The organism is Sphingobium sp. B11D3B, from assembly GCF_025961735.1.
GTDB lineage: Bacteria > Pseudomonadota > Alphaproteobacteria > Sphingomonadales > Sphingomonadaceae > Sphingobium.
In genome coordinates, this window is the sequence record NZ_JAOQOF010000001.1 from 1,183,595 (window position 1) to 1,200,611 (window position 17,017).

Below are 17,017 nucleotides of genomic sequence, written 5' to 3' on the forward strand. Positions count from 1 at the left end.
GGTTGTTCGCATGGCGCCACCCGGCAACAGGCGCCCCGGCTTCAACCGGAAAGCGCAATATGGACTGTTCGCCAGCTATGTGATCGCGCTGCTCGGCGCGGTCGCTGGCCTGCTGATGCTGATCGTCTCCATTGCCGATCCCGCCGGCTTTGCTGGCCTGCGCTCGGCGGCGGCGGAAGTCACGCGCCCGATCTCCAGCAACCTGCGCTCGGTCGTCGTCGGCGTCGGCAATATGGAGGAAGAGTTTGCCGCCTATATCAATGCCGGCTCGCAGAATGCCGCCCTGCGCCGGCAGGTGGAAGCGAACCGCACGCGGCTCATTGAGGCCGAAGCGATCCGCCAGGAGAATATCCGCCTGCGCGATCTGCTCAAGCTGACCGAAACCGATCAGGGCGTGGTCGCTGCCGGCCATCTGATTTCCTCCACGCCGGCCAGCGCCGCCCGCCTGGCGCGCCTCGACATGGGCCGCAGCGAGGGCGTGAGTGCGGGCATGCCTGTGCGCGCGCCGGAGGGCCTAGTTGGCCGCGTGCTGCGTGCCGGGCCGAACACCGCCGACGTGCTGCTGCTCATCGATGAAGGCAATATCGTGCCGGTGCGGCGCACGAGCGACAATATTCCGGGCATCAGCTCCGGCCGGGGTGACGGCACGGTCGAGATCCGCGCGCTCAATGCCGAGCGCAATCCCTTCAAGCCCGGCGACGTGCTCGTTACGTCCGGCATTGGCGGTCTGTATCGCTCCAACATCCCTGTAGCGATCGTCGCGCGGCGCGAAGGCGAGAAGGCCATCGCCATTCCACTCGCCAACCCCTCGCGCGTGGAGTTGGTCGTCGTGCAGGCCCCCTTCCGCCCGGAAGAAGCCGAGCGTGCCGGCAATGCCGCGCAGCCGCCCGCCGCGCCATGAACAGCCGCTACAGCAACCGGATCGGCCGCAAGCGGACCTGGCTGCACCTGCGCGGCGTGCCGGTCGCGTCCGTCATTCTGGGATCGATGCTGGCGCCGCTCATGCCGGTCATCGCGCAGACCCCCCTGCTCCCGCCGTTCGGCCTGATGATGCTGATCGCCTGGCGCGTGCTGCGTCCGGACATCTGGCCGCTGTGGATCGGGGTGCCGCTGGGGCTGGTCGATGATCTGATGAACGGGCAACCCGTCGGTAGCGCGGTATTTCTGTGGACGATCCTGCTGCTCGCCTTCGACTTTGAGGGGCAGCGGAACTTGTGGCGCGATTATTGGCATGGCTGGCTGCTCGGCTCGCTGGCGATCGGCTTTGCGCTGGCCGGTGGCTGGCTTGCCGTGCATCTGTCCGGCCATGGCGGGGAAATCATTCAAATCCTTCCCCAGTTCCTCTATAGTGTCGCCTTGTTCCCCTTCATCGTGCGCATTTGTGCCGCGTTGGACAAATGGCGGCTTCCGTGATTTCCTTCCGCAAGATCCTGTTCCCCAACAAAGTCGTCACCCCCGCCAGCCAGGCCTACAGCTTCAACCGCCGCACCTTCGTGCTCGGTGGGGCGCAGTTGGCAGTGGGCGGCCTGCTGGTGGGACGCATGGGGTGGATCGCCATTGCGGAGAATGAGAAGTACCAGCTCCTCTCCGACAGCAACCGCATCAACCTAACCATCACCCCGCCCCGGCGGGGCTGGATTCTGGATCGGCGCGGGCAGGCGCTGGCCTCGAACCGCACCAATTTCCGTGTCGACATCATTCCGGATCGCCTGCGCGACCGGGAGCGGGTGGTGCGCGAGCTGGCCACGCTGCTGGCCCTGACGCCCAATGATGTGGACCGCATCAACGAGCATCTCGACCGCGCGGCGGGCTATCAGCCCGTGCAGGTGGCCGATGACTTGAGCTACGAGCAATATGCGGCGCTCTCCGTGCGGCTGCCCGATTTTCCCGGCGTCGTGCCCTCGCAAGGCTTTTCGCGTTATTATCCTGCTGGGCCGCCAGTCGGCCATCTACTCGGTTATGTCGGCACGCCGTCAGCCGAGGAATATAATGCATCGCGCGACCCCTTGCTGATCACGCCCGGCTTCAAGCTCGGCAAGCAGGGTCTGGAGAAGTCGCTCAATTCGATTCTTACCGGCAAGCCCGGTGCCCGCCGCGTGGAAGTGACGGCGCGCGGGGCGATGGTGCGCGACCTCGAAACCCGGCCCGATACGCCGGGCCGCTCGATCAAGCTGACCATCGATGCTGGCCTGCAGGAATTCGCCGGCCGCCGGCTGGGCACGCAGAGCGGCGCCGTGGTGATCATGGATTGCCAAACCGGGGACATTCTCTGCTCGACCTCAATGCCGAGCTTCGACCCCAACAGCTTCTCCGAGGGCATTTCGCATCACGAATGGCAGATGCTCTCGCAAGACGACCATGTGCCGCTGCGCAACAAAACGCTGGGCGGGCTGTATCCGCCCGGGTCGACCGTCAAACCGATGATCGCCCTCTCCTTCCTCGAAGCCGGTCTGCCGGCCGAGGCGACGGTCAACTGCACCGGGGCGCTGCGGGTGGGCAATCGCCTGTTCCACTGCCACGCGCGCCGCGGCCACGGCACGACGAACATGCACCGCGCCATCGAGCAGAGCTGCAACATCTATTTCTATTACTTCGCCCAGAAGATCGGCATGGACGCCATCGCCATGATGGCGCGGCGCCTGGGTCTCGGCCAGCGCTTCGACCTGCCCTTCCCCAACCAGAGCTATGGCACCGTGCCGGACCCGGCCTGGAAGATGAAGAAATACAACCAGCCCTGGCAGACCTATGACACGGTCAACGCGACCATCGGCCAGGGCTATATGCTGGTGAACCCGACGCAGATGTGCGTGATGGCCGCGCGCCTCGCCACCGGGCTCGATCTCGATCCGCATTTCATCGTCGACGGCAAGCGCCATCAGGGCGAGCCGCTGGGCGTTTCGCTCGAGCATCTTACGGTCATCCGCAATGCCATGAAGGATGTGGTCAACGGCGGCGGCACCGGCCGTGCAGCGCGGCTGGACGTTCCCGGCGTAATGCTCGCCGCCAAGACCGGCACGGCGCAGGTCGGGGCGATCAGCACCCGCGGCCAGCGCGCGGCAAGCCAGCCCTTCCGCCTGCGCGATCACGCCCTGTTCCAGGGCTTCGCGCCGCATGACAATCCGCGCTACGCCATCGCCACGATCATCGAGCATGGCGGGCACATGGACCGGGTGCAGGATGCGCCGATGATCTCGGGCGATTGCATCACCTATCTCTACGATCCCGCCAAGGCGATGGAGAAGCTGCAGCGCTTCGAGGCGACCTGGGGCGGCACCCCACAGATGCGCATGGAGCGCCAGCTCAACGCCTTCCGCATTGCGCGCGGCCTTGAGTCTGCCCCCCTGATGCCGGAGCCCGGCAATGCGGCCTCCCCGGCCGCTCCGACTCCCGCCAGCCCGGCGCAGACCGCGAGCGAAGACGGCGCCAATACAAGCGAGGATGGCGACATCGATGCCCCCGTCGGCCCCGGCACCCGCGAAACCGACTGAGCCGCATGCGGCTTTCTCGCAAAGCAGCATCTTTTTTCGCCGCGCTTCAGATTTTTTGTTGGCATCCTGAAAACACCATGTTAACGGCCCACCTCCCGACGGGATGTTGATCAAACGATCAACGAGCCGCCGAAGTGGACGCATAGCTCAGTTGGTAGAGCAGCTGACTCTTAATCAGCGGGTCCTTGGTTCGAGCCCAAGTGCGTCCACCATTTTTTTCCTAAATTTCAATCTCTAGAGCGAAGCCGGACATTGCTTCCGCTTGAGATTCCAGGCGTCCGGCCCCGTTCGTTGTCTGAAAATAGTATCGGGTTTTCCCGTTCGATATTGCGCGAGCCAGTCCTATCGGCTATTCCCGATGAATGGACACCGATAACGCCCTCGGCATTCTAGCGGCCCTCTCCCACCCGACCCGCCTGTCGACCTTCCATCTCCTCGTGCGACACGAACCGGAGGGCCTTTCGACGGGGCAAATCGTCGCGGCGAGCGGGCTGACGCAGAGCACCTTCTCGACCCATCTGGCCGTCATGGCGAAGGCAGGACTGGTGATCTCGGAAAAGCGGGGGCGCCAGCAAATCCAGCGCGCCAATATCGCAGCTTTACGCGATCTGATGCTCTTCCTCGCCAAGGATTGCTGCCAGGGCCGCGCGGATTTGTGCGAGCCGCTGCTTGCCGAACTCTCCTGCTGCTGAAGGACGGGACCATGACCACCATCGTCATCTATCATAATCCCGATTGCGGGACGTCGCGCAACACGCTCGCGCTCATCCGCAATTCCGGGGTCGAGCCGCATGTCATTGAATATCTGAAATGCCCGCCGACGCGAGCGCTGCTCGCCCAGATGATCGCGCGGGCCGGGCTGACGCCGCGCGCACTGCTGCGGGAAAAGGGCACGCCGTTCGCCGAACTCGGGCTGGGCGATGAGAGCCTGAGCGATGACGCGCTGCTCGATGCGATGATGGCGCACCCGATCCTCATCAATCGCCCGCTGGTGGTCACGCCGCTTGGCGTGCGGCTTTGTCGCCCGTCCGAGCTTGTTCTCGATATCCTGCCCGATGCGCAGCGCGGCGCCTTCACCAAGGAAGATGGCGAGCCGGTCGTAGATGCTGCCGGGCAGCGGGTGAGCTGATGGGCACGTTCGAGCGCTATCTCTCGCTCTGGGTGGCCCTGTGCATCGTCGTCGGCATTCTGCTTGGGCAGGCCGCGCCCGGTGTCTTCGCCGCAATCGCATCGGCCGAAGTGGCGCAAGTGAACCTCATCGTCGCCGCGCTGATCTGGCTGATGATCGTGCTGGTCCAAGTGCCGGACATGCTCTCCGTGGTCGCCATCGTGAAGCGCAGCCGGCCCTGGTATGAAAGGAACCTCGTTTCGTGAGCCGTGTACGCATCCTGCCCGATCCTGATCATCTTCCGGCGCTCGACCGGGCCTATGCGATACCCAGGCCCGCCCTCGGGATTGGCGAGGATCAGCCGCCGCCGCGCATCCTGCTGCTTTATGGGTCGCTCCGGGAGCGGTCCTTCTCGCGCCTTGCGGTCGAGGAAGCCGCTCGCCTGCTGCGGTTCTTCGGCGCGGAAACCCGCATCTTCGATCCATCGGACCTCCCCCTGCCCGATCAGCTGCCCGGCGACGATCACCCCGCCGTGCATGAGCTGCGCGCGCTGTCGCTGTGGTCGGAGGGACAGGTCTGGTGCAGCCCTGAGCGGCATGGGCAGATCACCGGCATCATGAAAGCACAGATCGATCATCTGCCGCTGGAGATGAAAGGCTTGCGCCCCACACAGGGCCGGACGCTCGCGGTCATGCAGGTGTCGGGCGGATCGCAGTCCTTCAACGCGGTCAACACGCTCCGCCTGCTGGGCCGCTGGATGCGGATGTTCACCATCCCCAACCAGTCGTCGGTGGCCATGGCCTATAAGGAGTTCGATGAGGCCGGCCGTATGAAGCCCTCCAGCTATTATGACCGGATCGTCGATGTGATGGAGGAACTGGTGCGGATCACCGTGCTCATGCGACCGCATGCGGCTCAACTGGTCGATCGCTATTCCGAACGGAGAGCGCGGGGAATCAGCGTGGATCCTTCCGCTAACCGCGCCGCGGCTACGCTGACCGATGGGCGATGAGCGCCCATAGGGTGGTCAGGACTATTCGGTCGATCCCAAGGCGATGCCGAGCGGTGGTTCTGTCCCTTGCCCGACCGCGTTGTGCCATGTAACAGGCGGGCAATCGCAAGGACCCGGTGAAACCCCGGGTGGCTATTCCGGCCGCCGATCCGCCGGACAACATCACACATGCAACCTCCCCCGCGCCCAATGTGCGCCATGTGCCTTGTTGTGGAATCCGCATGACCTCTCATCTGACATCTTACCGCCGCCAGTGGTTCACTGACGGACCGACTGCCCGTCGCGACATCTTGGCGGGCGTCGTCGTCGCTCTCGCCCTCATTCCGGAGGCGATCGGCTTTTCGATCATCGCCGGCGTCGATCCGCGCGTTGGCCTTTATGCGTCCGTCGCGATTGCCATGACCATCGCCCTGATCGGCGGCCGCCCGGGCATGATCTCTGCGGCCACGGCGGCTGTCGCCGTCCTCGTCGTGCCGCTCGTCCGCGAGCATGGGGTCGACTATCTCTTTGCGGCCACCATCCTGATGGGCCTTATCCAGATGATCGCCGGACTGCTGCGCCTCGATCTGGTGATGCAGTTCGTGTCCCGTTCAGTCATCACGGGCTTCGTCAACGCGCTGGCGATCCTCATCTTCATGGCTCAATTGCCCCAGCTGACCAATGTCGGGTGGCAGACATATGCCATGGTCGCGGGCGGTCTGGTCATCATCTATGGCTTTCCGCGCATCACGAAGGCCATCCCCTCGCCGCTCGTCGCCATCCTCCTGCTCAGCGCAATCAGCATCGGCATGGGCCTGCCGGTCAACACGGTAGGCGATATGGGCAAGCTGCCCGAGGGACTGCCGAGCCTGGCGCTGCCCAACGTGCCCTTGACCCTCGACACCCTGCGGATCATCCTACCCTATTCCCTGACGATGGCGGCGGTCGGCCTGCTGGAATCCCTGCTTACCGCGCAGATCGTCGACGACATGACCGATACGGACAGTAACAAGCGGGTCGAATGCGCCGGCCAGGGCGGCTCCAACATCGTCGCCGCGCTGTTTGGCGGCATGGGCGGGTGCGCGATGATCGGCCAGTCGGTGATCAACGTCACGTCGGGCGGCCGTGGGCGCCTCTCGACCTTCGTCGCCGGTGCCTTCCTTCTCTTCCTTTTGGCGGTGCTCGGGCCATTCGTGGGCCGGGTGCCGATGCCGGCGCTGGTTGCGGTGATGATCATGGTCTCGATTGGCACGTTCAGCTGGAACTCCATCCCCAATCTGCGCCGCCATCCTGCAACCTCGTCAGTGGTGATGCTGACCACGGTCATCGTGGTTGTCGCCACGCATGATCTCTCGCTTGGCGTGCTGGCCGGGGTGCTGCTCTCCGGCATCTTCTTCGCCGGCAAGGTCCAGCGCATGTTCGCCGTCGAGCGTGACGAAACTGCGGACGGCGCGCTGGCCACCTATCGGGTGACCGGCGAGATTTTCTTCGCGTCGGTCGACCGCTTCACCCGCGCGTTCCAATCGGAAGGCACAGCGACGCGCGTCGTCATCGACGTGACCGGCGCACATTTCTGGGACATCTCGGCCGTCGGCGCGCTCGACAAGATCGTCGCGCGACTCCGCCGCGATGGACGCGAGGTCGAGGTCGTGGGCTATAACCGCGCCAGCGCCGACATTGTCGACCGCTTCGCATTGCACGACAAAACGGGCGTGGAAATGGGGCTTGCGCCGCACTGATCGAAGCTGCGGCGAATGAAGGGCTTGGGCGTCTGGGACTCTAGCGGGCGTCCACTCCGCCCCACGCCCGATCCAGCAGTTCAACGACGTGCAGAACGGGAATGTTCGTGGCGCTGCCGATCTGCATCGCGCAGCCGATATTGCCCGTGGCGATGACATCGGGCCGCAAGGCTCGCAGATTCGCGACCTTGCGATCGCGCAGTTGTGCGGAGATTTCCGGCTGCAGGATATTGTAGGTGCCGGCAGAGCCGCAGCACAAATGGGGCTCGGCGGGGGTCGCGACCTCATAACCAGCACGCTCCAGCAGCGCGCGCGGCTCATGGTCGACCGACTGCCCGTGCAGGAGCGAACAGGCCGATTGATAGGCGACGCGGATGCCCTGCGGACGTCCCCGCGGAAGCGTGATTTTCGCGAGAAACTCGCTGATATCGCAGGCCAGCGCCGATAGGCGGGCGGCCCTCTCCGCATAAAGCGGGTCGTCGCGCAGCATGAAGCCATAATCCTTGATCGTCGTGCCGCAGCCCGAGGCTGTGATGATGATGGCTTTCAGGCCGGCGTCCATATGAGGAGTCCAGGCATCGACATTCCGACGCGCGGCGTTCAGGCTCTCGGCGTCCTGCCCCATGTGCCGGACCAGCGCGCCGCAGCAAACCTCGCCTTTGGCGAACAGGACCTCATAGCCGGCGCGCGATAGCAGTCGGTGCGTGGCAGCGCGGATGTTGGGCTTCAGGACCGGCTCTGCACAGCCTTGCAGGAGAATGACGCGGCCCAGATTGCCGGTCGCGGTTGGCGGCACCCCAGCAGCCGTTGGGCGTTCGGACGGCGCCAGTCGCAGCATCGCTGCCAGAGGGCGCGTGGCCGGCCATCGCGCCAGCAGCGGTGCGAAGGGGCGACCGAACGGTGCGAGGCGCAGCGCCAGGGCAAGGCGGCGCGGGTGCGGCAGGACCGCGCCGAGCAGGCGCCGCATCAGCCGCTCGTGCCAGGGGCGCCTATAATGCGTCGCGATCCAGCTGCGCGCATGGTCGACGAGGTGCATGTAGTTCACACCCGACGGGCAGGTCGTCATGCAGGACAGGCAGGACAGGCAGCGATCGATATGGCGCACGGTCTCGCTGGAGGGCACGCGCTCATTCTGGAGCATATCCTGCATCATGTAGATGCGCCCGCGCGGCGAATCCCGCTCGTCGCCAAGCAGAACATAGGTCGGGCATGTCGCGGTGCAGAAGCCGCAATGGACGCATTTGCGGATCGCGCGTTCACTGGTCGCCATCGCAGGATCGGCCAATTGCTCGGCCGTGAAATCAGTGCGCATGGGCGACTCCAAAGCGATCGGGTGACAGGATGCCCAGCGGATCGAACGCCGCCCGCACCCGCGCCGAGAGTGCGGCGACGCCGGGCTCTTCGACATGGAGCGCGGACATGCTGGCGCGCAGCGCGGCTGGCGCGCGGATCAGCGTCGCGTGCCCGCCCGTCTGCGCGATGACCTGGCGCACGCGGTGCTGATCGGCATCTTGCGGCAAACTCAGCCAGACGAGGCCGCCCGCCCAGTCATAGCAGCGTCGCGCACCCAGATGCTGGAGCGCCCGGAAGACCTCCGGCCCACGGGACGGCGCGGTGCTGATCCGCCACAATACGGCCTCGCCCTGCAGGGCGCCTCCACCCCTCACCGCTGCCCACAAAGGCTCGTCGGCACCGTCAGCGAGCAGATCGGCCTGCCCCAGCAGCGCCCGCAGCATGTCGGCGCGCGCAGTGACCGATGGCGCGAAGCCTTCGATGCGCAGCAGCGTGAGACCCGCCTCAGGCAGATGGGCGGCGCAGGCGATATCGGCGGGCGAACCCATGGCGCGGGCCATTGCCGCGACGGCAGCCTCGTCGTCCAGTCCGCGCAACAGCAGCGTCGCGCATGTCTGCGGGCGGGGCATGACCTTCACGGTGAGGCTGGTGAGCGCGGCCAGCCTGCCCCAGCTGCCAGTCATCAGCTTGGGCAGGTCGTAGCCAGTGACATTCTTCATCACCTTGCCGCCGCCGATAAAGGCCTCGCCACGGCCCGAGACGGCCTCGAAGCCCAGCATATGATCGCGCGCGGCCCCGGCCGAGAGGCGGCGCGAGCCGGAGACGCCGGCTGCGACGATACCCCCGATGGTCGAGGCGCCGGATGGGCGCGCAAAGACAGGACCATAATCGAACGGGTCGAACGCCAGCATCTGGCCCTGCTCCGCCAGAATTTGCTCGATCTCGGACAGGCGCGTACCCGCCCCCACCGTGAGCACAAGTTCGGCGGGATCATAATCGATGATCCCAGCAAAAGCCGACATATTCACCATCAGCCCCTGCCGGTCCGGCTGGCCGATGTCCGCCTTGCTCCCGCCACCGCGCAGTTCCACGGGCGTGCCATCGCCACCCGCATCGCTGATGATCGCGCAGAGCTCAGCGATGTCGGGCGGCCTGACCATATTGGGGGTCATCAAAATCTCGGAAGGTCGGGGAAAGGCACCTGCCCCTTGTGCACATGCATGCGGCCGAGCTCGGCGCAGCGATGCAAGGTGGGGAAGACCTTTCCGGGGTTGAGGCGCAAGGCCGGATCGAACGCGCATTTTACCCGCTGCTGATGCGCAAGATCGGTCTCGCTGAACATCTCCGGCATCAGATCACGCTTCTCGATTCCGACGCCATGTTCGCCTGTGAGCACGCCGCCCACCTCGACGCACAGGCGAAGGATCGCATTGCCGAGCTTTTCCGCGCGGTCGAGCTCGCCGGGCTGGTTGGCATCGTAGAGGATCAACGGATGCAGATTGCCATCGCCGGCGTGAAAGACATTGGCGACGGCAAGGCCATGCGCTGCGGCCAGCTCGGAGATGCGTCGCAGCACATGCGGCAGGTGGCGGCGGGGAATGGTGCCGTCCATGCAATAATAGTCCGGCGCGAGGCGGCCCACGGCGGGAAAGGCAGCCTTGCGACCGGCCCAAAAGGCGAGACGCTGCGTTTCGTCCTGCGACACCTGCAGGCTGGCCGCGCCATTGGCCGTCGCGATGGCGGTGATCTCTGCGGCGAGATGATCGCATTCGGCATCGACACCGTCGATCTCGACAATCAGCAAGGCCTCCACGTCGAGCGGATAGCCGACTTTCACGAACGCTTCCGCCGCGCCGACGGCGGCCCGGTCCATCATCTCCATGCCGGCCGGAATAATGCCGGCGCCGATCACATCCGCCACGCAGCGCCCCGCCGTTTCGATGCTCGGAAAGCCGATCAGCATTGCTCGTGCCTGCAGCGGCTTGGGGAGAATGCGCACGGTGACTTCCGTCACGACACCCAGCAGCCCTTCCGACCCGGTCACCACACCCAGCAGATCGAGATCGGCCGCATCGAGATGGCGCCCGCCGAGGCGGATGACCTCGCCGGTCATCAGCACCATCTCGACGCCGAGTACGTTGTTGGTCGTTAGCCCATATTTGAGGCAGTGCACGCCGCCGCTATTCTCAGCGACATTGCCGCCGATGGAGCAGGCGATCTGGCTCGAGGGGTCCGGCGCATAATAGAAGCCCTGCGCTTCTACCGCCTTGGTGATCGCAAGGTTGGTGACGCCAGGCTGCACGACGGCGACCCGGTTGGCATAATCAATCTCGATGATGCGGTTCATGCGGGAGAGGCCGAGCAGGATGCCATCGGCCAGCGGCAGCGCGCCGCCCGAAAGCGACGTCCCTGCCCCACGCGGGACGACTTTCACATCATGGGCGTGACACCAGGCCAGGACCTGCGAGACTTGCCCGACCGTCTCAGGCAGCACCGCGGCCAGCGGCATCTGCCGGTAGGCGGTGAGCGCATCGGTCTCGAACGGGCGCAGGCCATCGGGATGGGAGACGACCCCCTCCCCCGGCACGATGGCCTGCATCGCCCGCACGATCTCCGCGCGACGACCCGGAATGTCCGGGTCCGGGGCCGGCATGGAAATGGTCACGCGAGGCGACCTTGAACCGTCATCACCGGCAGCGGGGGCAGCTTGCGACGTAACGAAGAGATCACGACCTGGGCGCTTAGGTCGCCGAGCAGCTGCCTTTTCAAGATATCTTCCTGAGTTCCATCATGCGTATGACAGATACGAGTGTGCCAGAGCTTGGCGGACTTGGGCAGACTAAAATAGTGGCAACAATTCCGAGCGAAAATATAGTTGCCGCTGGCTGAATTTCGCTTGCATAACAAGGATCAGACAGTTTCAATCGGTCCGTAGAGGATCGCATGAACACAGCGGAAAAGATATATAGCGCGTCCACCAGCGAGGATGCCGGCACCGCCCGCCTGGCCGAGCGGCTGGCCCGCAGGATCGAGGACGATATCGCCTCCAGCCCCTTGCCCGTCGGTGGCGTGATGGGGTCACTGCGGGGTCTGTGCGAGCATTATGCGGTGGGGCGCGCAGCCATGCGCGAAGCGGTTGCCCTGCTCGAGCGCCGCGGGTTGGGCCGGCTGCGCCCCGGACCGAGTGGTGGCTTCATGGTCGCGCAGCCCGACGTGGGCCGGATCGGGCTTGAGCTCGCCAATTACTTCCAGCTGGCTGGCGTGACGTGCGAGCAGGTTCTGGATGCGCGCGAAGCTGTCGACCCGCTGCTCGCAACGCTTGCGGCGTCCACAGCCGATCGGTCAGACCATGGGATGCGACTGGACGCGCCGGACGAACGTGAGGGCGGCCTTGCATGGCATTTGCGGGTCCGCTCCCACCTGGCGGCGATGAGTGGAGACCCCGTCCTGCCGCTGTTCGTGCAGTGCCTCAACGAACTGACGATACTGTTTACCGGCGTCGAATCGCATGACTGCGATTGGCTGGGGCAAGCCAAGCAGCAGGCCGAAGCGATCAACCAGGCCGTCGCTCACCGTAACGTGGCGGCCGCACAGCAAGAGGCCGACACACTTCACCGGCGCCTCGGCGACTGGCTGGCCGCGCGCGATGCGCCGCTTTCGCCGCCGACCATCGAGGCATCCCGTCAGGATGCCGACCGGACGCTCGCCCTCCTCGTCGCCCGCCGGCTGGCGGCCGAAATCCTGCCGAGCGGCAATGCCGGCCAGCGCCTCGGCTCCGAATGGGATTTGTGCGAGCGCTTCAGCGTCAGCCGCGTTACCTTGCGCCAGGCGATCCGGCAGTTGCAGGACAGCGGGCTCGTCGAGTGCCGCCGGGGCCGGGGCAATGGCCTCATCGTGCGGGATCTGCGCGGCACCGGCAGCATCCGGCTTGTCCTTGCCTTCCTGATCAGCCGGCAGGTCGATCCCCAGACCGCCGGCACGACGCTGTTCCAGTTGAACCGCTTCGTACCGGCGCTGGCCGTAAGCCGCGCCAGTGCGGCGGAGCGAGCACGGCTGCAGGAACTTCTCGACCGGGCACAGCGCAGCGACCCCATCGATCGCTATGATCTGCTGGCGCTGGTCCAATATGTCTCCAAGCTGGCCAGAAGCCCGATCATCGATCTCTTCTCGCGCTGCCTCGCGGCTTATGAAGCGCGGTTCCATCCGTTTCTGCTGGAGCGTCTGCCGGCCCACAAGCAGGCCGAATATTTCCAGTTGCTCCGCACACTTCTCGACCGGATGCCGATCGGCGGCGACACGCAACTGGACTGGGCGAAGGCAGAAGCCTCGCGGGTCATGCTGTCCATGAGTTCGACGCGCCCGATCTGAGGGCGCGCGCGAGGGGGCGCGGTTCTTACGCGACCCCTCCCTCATCCTCGGGCTTGTAGACGTCCTTGCGCAGATCGCGTGCGGCGAGGACATAGTGCAGAGCTGCCCAGAAAAACAGCACCAGCACAGTGACCAGCGCGTACCGCAAACCGGTCGATGACGCCATGAGGCAGGCGGCATCGAGAGCCGTTCCTATGCCATCTGGCCCCCTGCCCCCCGGACAAGATGTCGCGAAATCAGCCGCGCCATAAGCGCGCCTTGCGTAGAAGTCACTGAGCACGCCGGTGACAGTCGGTCCAAGGCCGGCACCCAGCAGGCCGCCGACCAACGCAGTGATCGCGGCGGTCATGGCGCGCATCTGCGGCCCGGCAAGGTTCTGCATCGTGCCCATTGTGGGGGCCATGAAGGTGATCAGCGCCATATTGCCGAAGAAGATGCAGGCGAGCGAGACGTACAGTTCGCGGCTCATGAAGGCGCCGAAATAGATGGGCACGCACAGCGCCATGCACAGCGCCGGGCCCCAGAGCACCCAGCGCATATCTCGACGCGACAGCCAGTCGAAGCCGAACCCGCCCAGCAGCATGCCAATGCCGTTGGAGGTGAAGGTGACGATGCCGAAGATCACTCCGAGCGTCGCCAGGTTGATCTCGAAGCTGCGCAGATAGAAGGGCAGCACGAAGTTGGCGATGGCGTTGAGGGTGAAACCGGCAATGGTCACCCCCGCCAGCAAGTGAATGTAGGTCTTCTTGGCCAACAGGAAGCGCAGCACTGTCCCCAGTGAGGGCACGGGTGCGCGGGTGATGCGGCCATCCGCCAATCCACGCGGCGGCTCTCGCAGGGTGAACCAGACCAGCAGGGAGACCATGATTCCCGGTGCGGCCATGACGAAAAAGGCCGTGCGCCAGTCCCATTGCGTCGCCACCCAACCACCCAACGACTGGCCGAGCAGAAAGCCGAACGGTGAGCCGAGCGAGATGACGGCCAGCACTGAGGCGCGACGATTGGCCCTGTAATGATCGGACAGGAGCGATGATGTCGGCGGTTGCACCCCCGCCTCGCCGATGCCCACGCCGATCCGCCCCAAAAGCAAGGTCGTGAAACCCGTCGCGAGGCCACAGACCGCCGTCATGGCAGACCAGGCGGCGACGCAGATGGCGATCAGCCGCGTCCGGTTGACGCGCTCGGCCAACATACCGAGCGGCACCCCCAGCACGGAATACATGATCGCAAAGCCCAGTCCCTGCAAAATGCCAAGGTCGGTATCGGTGAGCCCGAGGTCTTCCTTGATCGGCTGGGCGAGCACCGCGAGGATCGCGCGATCGGCGAAGTTGAAAATGCTGACGAGCAACAGCACGAAGACGGCCCATTTCTTGTAGCCGGGCCGCAGCAGCGGATGCGTTTCGTCCGCGACCGGCTCCGCCATGTCCTGCTGTGTCGTCGTCGCCATCGTCACTCCCCCCATTTCGTCCGACGGTTCTACTTTATTTTTGACCGACTGCTATTCCGCTGCCTGCTGCCGCTCGGCATGGGGAACGAAGGTGACATTGTGCGCCTGCAGGCGTGGCAAGACCTCCTTGCCGATACGGCGCACCTGATTCATGTACATGTCGTGGGGCATGTCGCCGCGGTTGCAGACCAGCAGCACATTGTTGGCGCCGGCATCGTTGCACTCGTCAATGATGCGCGCGACGATCTCGTCGGCGGTGCCGATCGGCATGTGCTGGGCTGCGTCACGGACCGTGTCCATCGTCCACTCGTTGAACACCGTGTCATCCTCGGCCAGCGTGCCTTTCGCGCCCTCGCGCAGATGTTCGAACGCGGTGGAGCTATAATATTTCGTCTTGCGCACATCCGACTGCCAGACCTGATCGTAGCGCAGCAGCGTGTTGAACAGATACATCAGGTGGCTGCCATATTCCTCGATGGCCTGCTCCTTGGAATCGGCCACATAGCAGTCGACCATTATGCTGATCTTGTCCGACTGGACCTCGCGCCCATGGCGGGCCTGGCATTCGGCGAAATAGCGGATGGTATCCTCGCGCATGGACCCACGGAAGATCCCCGGCGTGATGGTCGCATCATGCTCGGCCGCCCATTCGATGGACTCCTTCGACCCGGTGAGCGGCACCCAGATCGGCGGATGGGGTTGCTGGAAGGTGCGCGGCCACAGGGAGACGTCTTCGAACTTGTAGAACTCCCCATCGAACGAGAAGCTATCCTGCGTCCAGGCGCGGCGCATCACCTCGAAGCCCTCGTTGAACCGGCCGCGCGATTCACCCATGGGTACGTTGAAGATCTTGTATTCGCGGGGCGCGCCGCGACCCACGCCACAGATCAGCCGTCCGTTGCTCATGCAATCGAGCATGGCGATTTCTTCAGCCAGACGCAGCGGCTCGTGGATGGGCAGCAGATTGGCGTAGACCAGAATCTTCAGGCGCTCAGTCACCTGCGACAGCGCTGCCGCCATCAGATTGGGCGAATTGCCCAGACCGAAGGGCGTGCCATGATGTTCATTGATCGCGATGCCATCAAAACCCTGCTTGTCCATCTCCGCCCATGCTTCAAGATGGTTCTTGTAAGTCTTTGCGGCGGCCTTTGGATCAAAATGACTTGCACCCAAGCGCGGAAGAACACCATCCTCGCGATACTTATCAACATTCTCTTGATAAGCGGTCCAGTCGAATACAAAGACCTTCATGATTTATTCTCCAACGTAACGCTTGAATATATTGTTAGACTGAACTTATACTAATGCAGTCTGAAAATCTTGAAAGGCGTTCTTATGAAAAAGACCTTCGTTGCTCTGGTCGAGCGAACAGACCTTTGGGACCCCAGCAAGGAAGCGCATGAGCAGCCCGGCTTTGCGGACCACGCCGGCTATATGGGCGCGCTCGAAAAGGAGGGCTTCATCGCCATGGCGGGCCTGCTGGCCGAGTCCGAGGATGTGCTGTTCGTGTTTCTGGCGGACAGCCGCGAAGAAGTGCTCGATCGACTGGCGAAGGACCCCTGGCAGCAGAGCGGACAGGCGAAGCTGACCCGGCTGGAGGAAGGCCATTTCCGCATCGGCGCGCCGGCCGGCGCAGCCTCGGGCTGATCCGGCGCGCAGGATGGCGGAGCGGACAGGAGAGCGCTGCGCCATCATGCGTCGAACACCGCGATGGTCCTGACCTCGAAGCTCTCCCGGCGCGGGGAACCCGGCAGGCTGGTCGGATCCTCGAAGGCGGTATGGCCGGTCATCTGCCAATCGGGATTACCGGTATCGTACAGACGGAAGATCAGCGCCTCATCGGGCTGCATATCCGGATAATAATACCAATGATGCCGGGGATTGTAGGCCATGTTGAGGCCGGCTGGCATGCCCTGGCGGAAGCCACCCTCGGGTTTGCCCAGCGATACGCTCAAGAAGTCGCGCTTCTCGACGCTGCGGCTGTCGCAGACCGCCAGCGGATAATTCTCGACCGGTTTGGTGCCACGCCAGACATTGATGTTGACGAGGCGCTTGGCCGCCAGTTCCTCGGCCCGATCGGGCGCGAGCCGCGCGATCCACTGCTGCAGCGCGGGCCCGTTGAAATCCACATGGGCACTCAGCGCCGGGCCGCCGCCCTTGGCATCCTCGCCACCGCGCAAAATGCCCATGAAGGCGAAGACTTCGCTGGCGCCGGTCAGATCCTTCACCAGACGTGCCACCTCGGGATAATAGCGGCGCTCGAAATCATCCTTGTCGGTGAAATCGACATCTGTGGCGTGCTTCACCAGGGTGAAGCCCTGCGCATCGAACGAGATGTCCGCGAGCCGGGCGTTGTGCACGGTCACGTCATGGTCTTCCATCGAGAAGGAATAGGAGCCGTTCTTCTCGATCCAGCCCCCATCGGCCGCGCGCTCCGAATACCGAATGAAGCTCTCGACCGAGGTCGGGCACGAGGCGACGGCGGCAGCCTGATTGTTCACGATTCTCTCTCCTCATGACGGCCGGGTCATCGCAGTCGACGGGCTATCCGTCCGATCTGGCGATGCCGCTGCGGCCGCCTTT

General features: G+C 64.5%; 15 protein-coding genes, 1 tRNA gene, 1 pseudogene and 1 other annotated feature. Of the genes and pseudogenes, 11 read left to right on the forward strand and 6 right to left on the reverse strand.

Annotated features, from left to right (window positions below; genetic code table 11):
* Nucleotides 1–10: 10 nt before the first annotated feature.
* The 9 genes and pseudogenes from mreC to M2333_RS05655 all read left to right on the forward strand — a co-directional run bounded on the left by mreC (nt 11) and on the right by M2333_RS05655 (nt 7,326).
* Complete coding sequence (gene mreC / locus M2333_RS05615) at nt 11–901, forward strand: rod shape-determining protein MreC (protein WP_264611113.1); 891 nt, start codon at nt 11–13, stop codon at nt 899–901.
* On the forward strand, nt 898–1,413 hold the full coding sequence (locus tag M2333_RS05620) for a rod shape-determining protein MreD (RefSeq protein WP_264570233.1): 516 nt from the start codon (nt 898–900) through the stop codon (nt 1,411–1,413). Before mreC ends, M2333_RS05620 begins: the two co-directional genes overlap by 4 nt.
* On the forward strand, nt 1,398–3,488 hold the full coding sequence (mrdA, locus tag M2333_RS05625) for a penicillin-binding protein 2 (protein WP_264611114.1): 2,091 nt from the start codon (nt 1,398–1,400) through the stop codon (nt 3,486–3,488). Before M2333_RS05620 ends, mrdA begins: the two co-directional genes overlap by 16 nt.
* 136 nt (nt 3,489–3,624) lie before the next feature.
* Nucleotides 3,625–3,700 (forward strand) — tRNA-Lys (locus M2333_RS05630).
* A gap of 150 nt (nt 3,701–3,850) precedes the next feature.
* Nucleotides 3,851–4,180 (forward strand): ArsR/SmtB family transcription factor, encoded by a 330-nt coding sequence (locus M2333_RS05635; protein WP_264611115.1) that lies wholly within the window; start codon nt 3,851–3,853, stop codon nt 4,178–4,180.
* Nucleotides 4,181–4,191: 11 nt separating this feature from the next.
* On the forward strand, nt 4,192–4,617 hold the full coding sequence (gene arsC / locus M2333_RS05640) for an arsenate reductase (glutaredoxin) (RefSeq protein ID WP_264611116.1): 426 nt from the start codon (nt 4,192–4,194) through the stop codon (nt 4,615–4,617).
* A pseudogene (locus M2333_RS05645) lies at nt 4,617–4,778 on the forward strand (arsenical-resistance protein); the annotation flags it as partial. The gene arsC and the pseudogene M2333_RS05645, both read left to right, overlap by 1 nt.
* An 80-nt stretch (nt 4,779–4,858) precedes the next feature.
* Nucleotides 4,859–5,608: an arsenical resistance protein ArsH gene (gene arsH, locus M2333_RS05650; protein ID WP_319801296.1), complete on the forward strand. Its 750-nt coding sequence runs from the start codon at nt 4,859–4,861 to the stop codon at nt 5,606–5,608.
* A gap of 106 nt (nt 5,609–5,714) precedes the next feature.
* Nucleotides 5,715–5,770, forward strand: a sequence feature (sul1 is cis-regulatory element that is thought to sense ions involved in sulfur or methionine metabolism; They are found in Alphaproteobacteria).
* A gap of 59 nt (nt 5,771–5,829) precedes the next feature.
* A complete protein-coding gene (locus M2333_RS05655) occupies nt 5,830–7,326 on the forward strand; it encodes a SulP family inorganic anion transporter (protein WP_264611117.1) in 1,497 nt (498 codons plus the stop codon).
* A gap of 40 nt (nt 7,327–7,366) precedes the next feature.
* Here the strand turns inward: M2333_RS05655 and glcF are convergent, their stop codons facing one another.
* The 3 genes from glcF to M2333_RS05670 are packed head-to-tail and all read right to left on the reverse strand — an operon-like array spanning nt 7,367 to nt 11,284.
* Nucleotides 7,367–8,638: a glycolate oxidase subunit GlcF gene (gene glcF / locus M2333_RS05660; protein ID WP_264611118.1), complete on the reverse strand. Its 1,272-nt coding sequence runs from the start codon at nt 8,636–8,638 to the stop codon at nt 7,367–7,369.
* Entirely contained in the window at nt 8,628–9,779 is a 1,152-nt protein-coding gene (locus tag M2333_RS05665) for an FAD-binding protein (protein WP_264611119.1), read from the reverse strand. Before M2333_RS05665 ends, glcF begins: the two co-directional genes overlap by 11 nt.
* A gap of 11 nt (nt 9,780–9,790) precedes the next feature.
* A complete protein-coding gene (locus M2333_RS05670) occupies nt 9,791–11,284 on the reverse strand; it encodes an FAD-linked oxidase C-terminal domain-containing protein (RefSeq protein ID WP_264611120.1) in 1,494 nt (497 codons plus the stop codon).
* A gap of 278 nt (nt 11,285–11,562) precedes the next feature.
* On the opposite strand from M2333_RS05670, the gene M2333_RS05675 reads away from it, so the two are divergent.
* Nucleotides 11,563–12,987, forward strand: coding sequence for a FadR/GntR family transcriptional regulator (locus M2333_RS05675; RefSeq protein WP_264611121.1), 1,425 nt, complete (start codon nt 11,563–11,565; stop codon nt 12,985–12,987).
* Between the two features lie 25 nt (nt 12,988–13,012).
* Here the strand turns inward: M2333_RS05675 and M2333_RS05680 are convergent, their stop codons facing one another.
* Both M2333_RS05680 and M2333_RS05685 read right to left on the reverse strand, forming a co-directional pair.
* Nucleotides 13,013–14,434, reverse strand: a complete 1,422-nt coding sequence (locus tag M2333_RS05680) for a spinster family MFS transporter (RefSeq protein WP_264611122.1) — start codon at nt 14,432–14,434, stop codon at nt 13,013–13,015.
* A 51-nt stretch (nt 14,435–14,485) separates the two neighbouring features.
* The gene (locus tag M2333_RS05685) at nt 14,486–15,685 is read right to left on the reverse strand and encodes an LLM class flavin-dependent oxidoreductase (protein WP_264611123.1); all 1,200 of its coding nucleotides are present in this window, start codon (nt 15,683–15,685) and stop codon (nt 14,486–14,488) included.
* An 84-nt stretch (nt 15,686–15,769) separates the two neighbouring features.
* Between M2333_RS05685 and M2333_RS05690 the strand changes: the two genes are divergently transcribed.
* Complete coding sequence (locus tag M2333_RS05690; RefSeq protein WP_181559580.1) at nt 15,770–16,081, forward strand: hypothetical protein; 312 nt, start codon at nt 15,770–15,772, stop codon at nt 16,079–16,081.
* A gap of 44 nt (nt 16,082–16,125) precedes the next feature.
* On the opposite strand, the gene M2333_RS05695 is transcribed toward M2333_RS05690, so the two are convergent.
* A complete protein-coding gene (locus M2333_RS05695; protein WP_264611124.1) occupies nt 16,126–16,935 on the reverse strand; it encodes a CmcJ/NvfI family oxidoreductase in 810 nt (269 codons plus the stop codon).
* Nucleotides 16,936–17,017: the final 82 nt, after the last annotated feature.

Coding starts and splice junctions, on each gene's coding strand:
- M2333_RS05635 (WP_264611115.1), top strand. CDS start 3,851: ATGGACACCGATAACGCCCTCGGCATTCTAGCGGCCCTCTCCCACCCG.
- mrdA (WP_264611114.1), top strand. CDS start 1,398: ATGGCGGCTTCCGTGATTTCCTTCCGCAAGATCCTGTTCCCCAACAAA.
- M2333_RS05675 (WP_264611121.1), top strand. CDS start 11,563: ATGAACACAGCGGAAAAGATATATAGCGCGTCCACCAGCGAGGATGCC.
- M2333_RS05690 (WP_181559580.1), top strand. CDS start 15,770: ATGAAAAAGACCTTCGTTGCTCTGGTCGAGCGAACAGACCTTTGGGAC.
- M2333_RS05680 (WP_264611122.1), bottom strand. CDS start 14,434: ATGGCGACGACGACACAGCAGGACATGGCGGAGCCGGTCGCGGACGAA.
- M2333_RS05655 (WP_264611117.1), top strand. CDS start 5,830: ATGACCTCTCATCTGACATCTTACCGCCGCCAGTGGTTCACTGACGGA.
- glcF (WP_264611118.1), bottom strand. CDS start 8,638: ATGCGCACTGATTTCACGGCCGAGCAATTGGCCGATCCTGCGATGGCG.
- M2333_RS05620 (WP_264570233.1), top strand. CDS start 898: ATGAACAGCCGCTACAGCAACCGGATCGGCCGCAAGCGGACCTGGCTG.
- mreC (WP_264611113.1), top strand. CDS start 11: ATGGCGCCACCCGGCAACAGGCGCCCCGGCTTCAACCGGAAAGCGCAA.
- M2333_RS05665 (WP_264611119.1), bottom strand. CDS start 9,779: ATGGTCAGGCCGCCCGACATCGCTGAGCTCTGCGCGATCATCAGCGAT.
- M2333_RS05685 (WP_264611123.1), bottom strand. CDS start 15,685: ATGAAGGTCTTTGTATTCGACTGGACCGCTTATCAAGAGAATGTTGAT.
- arsC (WP_264611116.1), top strand. CDS start 4,192: ATGACCACCATCGTCATCTATCATAATCCCGATTGCGGGACGTCGCGC.